The sequence below is a fragment of the Endozoicomonas sp. genome (assembly GCF_031844845.1).
Lineage (GTDB): Bacteria > Pseudomonadota > Gammaproteobacteria > Pseudomonadales > Endozoicomonadaceae > Endozoicomonas.
The window spans coordinates 1-5,801 of sequence record NZ_JAVRMB020000096.1 but is presented as its reverse complement, the minus strand read 5'-3'; the positions used below and the strand labels follow the sequence as shown (position 1 = coordinate 5,801).

Sequence of the window (5,801 nt, the reverse complement as noted above, 5' to 3'; positions counted from 1 at the left end):
CGTCTATGGATCGTATTCATCTGGCACAGCCGGGGAAGGACCAGTTATTCGTCTATTCCAGATTTACGGTTGCGCACGGTCGGGAGCACTTTAAAGTCTTAATATTCATGCAAGATTATATATACCACTATTTTCAATGGGTTACAGTTTTTCACCTGCTAGTCAGTAGTCATTATTATTACAATTATTAAAAATTTACTTTTAATAGCTAAAATATATTATCGATTTACTTGAGGGACTTACCATAATGGTAAATAATATAAATGTAAGCTTGTTCAGTGGAGGTAGTCCCCCAAGTGACAAGAGTGCTGACAGGCAAATACTCTGCGGGCCGTTATATTCGAGATGTGAAGTAGAGAAGGCTCTTGAATCTGGGCAACCTGTAACACTAGCTACAGTGAAATGTATTGAAAATGTGCAAGACCTGTCACTTGATGATGAAGATGTTAAGAGGCTGGTTGAGCTTGCTATTAGCAGTGGCCAGTTCCGAAATTCTCAGTGGTGTATTTTGAGAACGAAAGGCGATATCCGAACGTGGGCTGCTTGTGATGGTTATGCCATTAACCGAGACGAGTGGAATGACACAGCTTTTAAGAATATTCCTGTTAGTTACTATATAAAGTTTGCTATCGGCAAGAGCGGCAGTGTAATTCTAACCATTTCGTGCCACCTCTCATCATAGCAAGGAGTTAATAAGATGAGTACAACAGAGAAAATTTGTCCAATTTGCGAAGAAGGACATCTGTCTGATCACACGGGTTCTCGCGAAGCGAGCTATAAGGGTGATACCAAAAAAATCCCTTTTTATTATTCTGAGTGTAACATTTGTGGATGTGAATCTGCTGATGCAACGGATGTCCGAGAAAATAAACGTGCCATGCTTGCCTTCAAAAAGGAGGTTGATGGATTACTGACTGGACAGCAAATTAGAAGGTTCAGAGAGAGCGTTGGCATAACACAGGTTCAAGCTGCAAAAATCTTCGGAGGAGGCCCCGTGGCTTTTTCCAAATATGAAAAGGATGATGTTGTCCAATCAGAACCTATGGACAAATTGCTGAAGGTCGCAAAATCTATTCCCCAGGCATTTTTATGGCTGGCTCGTAAAGCCAATGAAGGGGAAGTAGCCAAAAAAGCATCCTTCTCTTTTTCGCACTTTCAGGCTTCTTTAAGCAAAGAGGCGCACATTATTGCTTTTAATCCAACAGCAAAAAGTGTGACAACTACTAGCTGCTTGCGCTTGGAAAAGGATCAGGTTTCTCGTTTTGAAGCTGATCAAGAACAGCTCTCATATGGGTGAGTGTGATATGTCAGTGGATGTTAGTTTTTCTCCAATACAGGTAAAGCAACTCCTGTTTAAAAAGGTCTTAATCGAACCGCGGAAGCCGGTCGATGATGATGAAGGCCTTTGGGCTCCTCAGTTTGATTTTGAAGGAGTAGAAATCAAAACAGATATAATGACGGCTTATGATGAAAACGAGGATGATCCAACCCATTTTATGGTTTGCGTCAGGATCCAAATTGCCAATGAAAAGAAAGATGGAGCTAAGCTCGCACCATATACTGTAGATGTCGAAGGGCAGGCGTTTATACATTTACTCGCCCCATTCCCGGCTGAAATGAGAGAGTCAATTGTTAGTGTTAATGGCTCGACGGTTGTTGTTGGAGCTATAAGAGAGCTGGTATCCCAGTTAACCTCAAGGTCTTTATATGGGCCAATGGTATTGCCAACTCTTCGCTTTCAATCAGGCGAACATAAAGCCTGATACTTGACTAAAGAAAAACCAAATTCTTAACAGCCACAGTCGTTTAGGCGAGTGTCGTGTAGCAAAATACTGGTATTTAAGTACGAAAACAGGAATGACAGCATTACGACAGCCTGTATTTATAACTTACTGATATATAAGAAATCGACGCGGGTTCAAATCCCGCCGCCTCCACCAATCAGGAAAAATGACTCAGGCCGACTGAGGCAGAGTCAGACAGACAAAAGGGCGTAAATTCAAAAGTTTACGCCCTTTTTATTTGCCTGGGTGATCTGTCTGAGTCTGCCTCAGTCTGTTCAGAATCGCCCCTCAAACGCCCCCCACCGCCCCTCAAACGCCCCTCAAAATGAAAAATTCGCCCCTCAAACGCCCCTCAGAATTGGCAGAGCAAGACCAGAAAACCACCATTTGACGAAGCCAGCCAGGGCAAGAAAGACAGCAGCTACCCAAACAGGGCAGCACCAAAAAGACAGGGAAGGGAGGATAGAGAGAAGGGTTACTGAGCAGCAGAAAGAGGCTGGCCACCATTGAAGCGATGCTTGGGATGATACTTCTCTGCGGATTTTTCCAGCCAGCCACCATAGTGACGGTTCAACATATCGATCCCGGAATGGCCTAACTGATTGGCAATCCACCAGGGATTCTCATTATCCAGAATCAGCATATGGGCGTAGGTATGGCGAGTCTGGTACGGATTGCGGTAGCGCAGACCGGCTCGCTTGATAGCCGGCGTCCATGCAAATTTTCGAACTTCGGAATCATTCATCCAGTGCCGACCTTTCAGCGGGTGATGAAAGACGAACTCACCTTCAAGGAAAGTATGGGCTTTCTGACGAAGTAGTGCCTCATGCGCCTGATCAAGCATCAGGATTTTACGGGATGAAACCCCTTTCTCCGCAGTTTTCAATCGATCAGTGTGACCATCCACCATCGCTTCATCCACCAGAATCTCACGATTCACAAAGTCGATTTTTTCCCACTTCAGCGCAATCAGCTCACTGGTACGCATGCCAGTATAAAAAGCGAACTGAAACAGGTTGCGTACCTGCTCACCCATGTGATCCAGCAGAATGGCAATTTCTTCTTCAGTAAACGGGTCTACCTGAAATTCACTCTGCCTGGATTCGATAGTAATGATGGAATCCAGATTCAACTGGCGAACCGGGTTTTCAGAAATAACCCTGTCCATCACCGCATCATCCATCGCCATTTTAAAAGGCGACAGGATATTGCTGATGGTTTTGCGTTTACACATATGACTTTTTTCGAAGACCCAGTCACGGACAATGCCGGGTGTCAGATCGGTCGCCAGCAAATGGCCGAATTCAGGAATCAGCTGATTGTTGATAATCTTTTTATAATTTTTCTGAGTGACAGGGCGAACCCTCTTCTTTGAGCGAGCAATACAGTCTCGCAAATAGTCCTCCACGGTACGATGTGATTTATTCTCAGGAGCTAACCTTTCCTTGTTGGGAGAATCGGGAAAGTGTGCGCCATAATCAAAGTCATCCTTTGACAAGTCATGGCGAACCCGGGAGAGCAACTGGTGAGCAGCCGTTACATCCCGTTTGACGGCTGCTTCAAATTTACTGATGGATGAAGGATTGTTTTCTGGCCATGATCGATTGGAGAAATTCTCACGACAGCGTTCTTTTTTGTAGTAGAAGACCAGTCTGACGGTTACGTATTTTTTAAAAGCCCGTACCTCTATGCCGGGTGGAGTTTCGATGTGAGATAAGTCCATACTGCACCTCTGGTTTTTTATTGAAATAGTTTTTATCGAACATGCCTGCTTTTTTCCGCCCAAGCCTCCACAGCATGAAGGTTCACCCAGGTCGCACCATCAGCAGCGGTGCGAAATTCTTTCCCTTCACGCCATATACCTTTACGCTTTTTCTGATAGAAGGCGTCCTGTGTATCACCAGAAAGCACGTAGTAACGATTCAGCTTCACCCACTTCATCAACACGACCTCCTGTCTTATAAATGCTCGCCATCAATATCAGAAACATGCCGAACCTTCAGATCAGGCTGACTATTACATTCAGAGTGCTTGATGATAAAAGCGCCATCCTGAAAAGTTTCCACCACCGGCTGAGCATCCGATATCAGCTTCAACAGAGCCACCGCATCCTCCAATTTGTTCAGCATAAATTGATTCGTACCAAAGCTGACTACATAAACACGCTCGTTCATAAGTACATCTTCCATGATTTCACCTTTTGAAATAGCGGCACCCATCAGAGTGCCTTATTCAGATCCGCAGCACTGGAGACAGCACCGTCGATGATTTCACCGGTATCCATATCCACCACCACACCGCCATCGTCATCACGCAGCACCGCCTCGTTGTTTTGAGACAGTCCAGCATCTGCCCGTTCATCCAGGCCGACAGCAGTGAGCGCTTCAATGGACACGTCCAGATATTTGAACAGACGACGAACAACGGTCTTCTTTGCCATCTCTTCAAAGTGCGTCTGCCAAGGTCCGTCGCCTTTCGCTTTGGAGGAGTCCCTGACCTTGAGCACTTCTTCAACGGTCATATAATCCACCTGAGAGCCTCCACCCTGAAGGTGCGCCACCGCATAAACACCCAGCACACCACCACGGTCACCAGTCAGGCGAGGCTTGTGGATAACCCGGGTTTCTGTGCCGTAGCGCAGATCAAAGTCATCCGCAGAATAAACGACACGGGCATCGATGCTCACAATTGAGCCAGACCGGCGAGCCAGGGCAAGCATGCCTCTATAGCCCAGCATGAACTGACATTCAAGGCAGCCCAGCTTGCGATTGAAGAAAGGGATCAGGTAGCAATGACCCAGAGCAGAGCCGGGCTCCAGACCCAGCTGCGCCGACTGGATAACAGAACCCAACAGGGAAGCCTGTGAACATTCCCTGAGTTTGGGCGTCCTGCGAATTTCAGTCATACAGACATTCAACAAACGCTCGGGAGTTAGCGGCGTATTTTCCAACGACTGGGCGATGGTATTTTTATTATTACGCAGCAGATCCTTGATGGTGAGCTGGCCACCACTAGCGGCCTTTTCAGATTTGACCGGCTGCTTTGCCGGTGATTTTTTAGCATTCCCTGCCATGATACTTCTCCTTATACAGATGCTTAGGCGACCTTCGCCCATTCAGGCAATTCGATGGTACAAAACTCGTCGGGATAACCCGGCCACACACCAGTGCGCTGGCATTCAGAAAACAGGTTAACCAGCTGGCGCATATCCGAACGACCCAATGTCAGCATGCCCTCGCTGGCCATATACAGACCGATGGCATAAGGCTGCTCCTTTTCAATGGCTAACCAGGCAAAGCCATTAGCCGGCAGACCCACTGCACGACACCCGTCCAGATACCATGACGCTTTCTGGTGGTAGTGATAGCTCAGAATATCCTTCTGGAATTTGCCATACCGGGCATCCATGCAGGACTTCAGATCAAAAACGATGCCGAGGTCTTCCCGATAGTAATCCATACGACCACGGCAGAGGATGCCAGTCTCAAGGTCTTCCCAATAGATAGAGCGTTCAGCCACCCCTTTAGAAAAGGACTTCGACGCTTTGTCATGACCAGAGATAGTAGAAGTCATTGGCATGGACGCCGCCCAAAAGCTGGCCTCCCGATTTGGTGGAATGCTGTTGTATATCCCCCAACAGATGGCCGTCCGGATTCGGAATCAGGAAATCAGGCAGGCCGTGTGGGCAGGAGAACATAAGCAATCCATCGGTCAGCGATTCGGACTGGTGGAGCGCACCATACGCAAAATCGTCCAGGGCGATAACTTTCCCCGTTATGGTCTGACATGCCGCCATCTCAGGACAGGCGTCCAGGGCTACCTTCAGGGAGGAGGCGATGACCGAACAACGAATAACCCAGATGGAAAAAGGCATGGCGGTGTTGGAACACCGGGTGACCGAACTGGAGCATACCCCACCCAGGGTGAACTCTTTGGAGCATTCGGTGAACCAATTGGAGGTGCAGTTTACGGCCATGAAATAAGGACATCACCGAAATCAAGGAAGAAGGCAAAGAG

8 protein-coding genes are annotated in these 5,801 nt (G+C 47.3%); 3 read left to right on the top strand and 5 right to left on the bottom strand.

Annotated features, from left to right (window positions below; genetic code table 11):
- The first annotated feature begins 697 nt into the window (after window positions 1-697).
- Window positions 698-1,297 (top strand): type II toxin-antitoxin system MqsA family antitoxin, encoded by a 600-nt coding sequence (locus RM811_RS04570; RefSeq protein ID WP_402521209.1) that lies wholly within the window; start codon window positions 698-700, stop codon window positions 1,295-1,297.
- Window positions 1,263-1,763 (top strand): hypothetical protein, encoded by a 501-nt coding sequence (locus RM811_RS04565; RefSeq protein ID WP_402521207.1) that lies wholly within the window; start codon window positions 1,263-1,265, stop codon window positions 1,761-1,763. The genes RM811_RS04570 and RM811_RS04565 overlap by 35 nt, the downstream gene beginning before the upstream one ends.
- Window positions 1,764-2,259: 496 nt before the next feature.
- Here the strand turns inward: RM811_RS04565 and RM811_RS04560 are convergent, their stop codons facing one another.
- From RM811_RS04560 to RM811_RS04540, 5 genes are read right to left on the bottom strand one after another with little or no spacing between them, the layout of a single operon-like run.
- Complete coding sequence (locus tag RM811_RS04560) at window positions 2,260-3,507, bottom strand: tyrosine-type recombinase/integrase (RefSeq protein WP_402521204.1); 1,248 nt, start codon at window positions 3,505-3,507, stop codon at window positions 2,260-2,262.
- 32 nt (window positions 3,508-3,539) lie between these two features.
- Window positions 3,540-3,725, bottom strand: a complete 186-nt coding sequence (locus RM811_RS04555; RefSeq protein WP_402521201.1) for a hypothetical protein — start codon at window positions 3,723-3,725, stop codon at window positions 3,540-3,542.
- 17 nt (window positions 3,726-3,742) lie between these two features.
- Window positions 3,743-3,973 carry a hypothetical protein gene (locus RM811_RS04550; protein ID WP_402521199.1) on the bottom strand — a complete coding sequence of 77 codons (231 nt, stop codon included), beginning with the start codon at window positions 3,971-3,973 and terminating at the stop codon, window positions 3,743-3,745.
- 29 nt (window positions 3,974-4,002) lie between these two features.
- Window positions 4,003-4,857 (bottom strand): recombinase RecT, encoded by an 855-nt coding sequence (locus RM811_RS04545; protein WP_402521197.1) that lies wholly within the window; start codon window positions 4,855-4,857, stop codon window positions 4,003-4,005.
- A gap of 23 nt (window positions 4,858-4,880) precedes the next feature.
- Window positions 4,881-5,357, bottom strand: a complete 477-nt coding sequence (locus RM811_RS04540) for a PD-(D/E)XK nuclease-like domain-containing protein (RefSeq protein ID WP_402521212.1) — start codon at window positions 5,355-5,357, stop codon at window positions 4,881-4,883.
- A 4-nt stretch (window positions 5,358-5,361) separates the two neighbouring features.
- On the opposite strand from RM811_RS04540, the gene RM811_RS04535 reads away from it, so the two are divergent.
- Window positions 5,362-5,801, top strand: a 440-nt coding sequence (locus RM811_RS04535) for a Mor transcription activator family protein (protein ID WP_402521195.1), incomplete at its 3' end; no start/stop codon positions are given.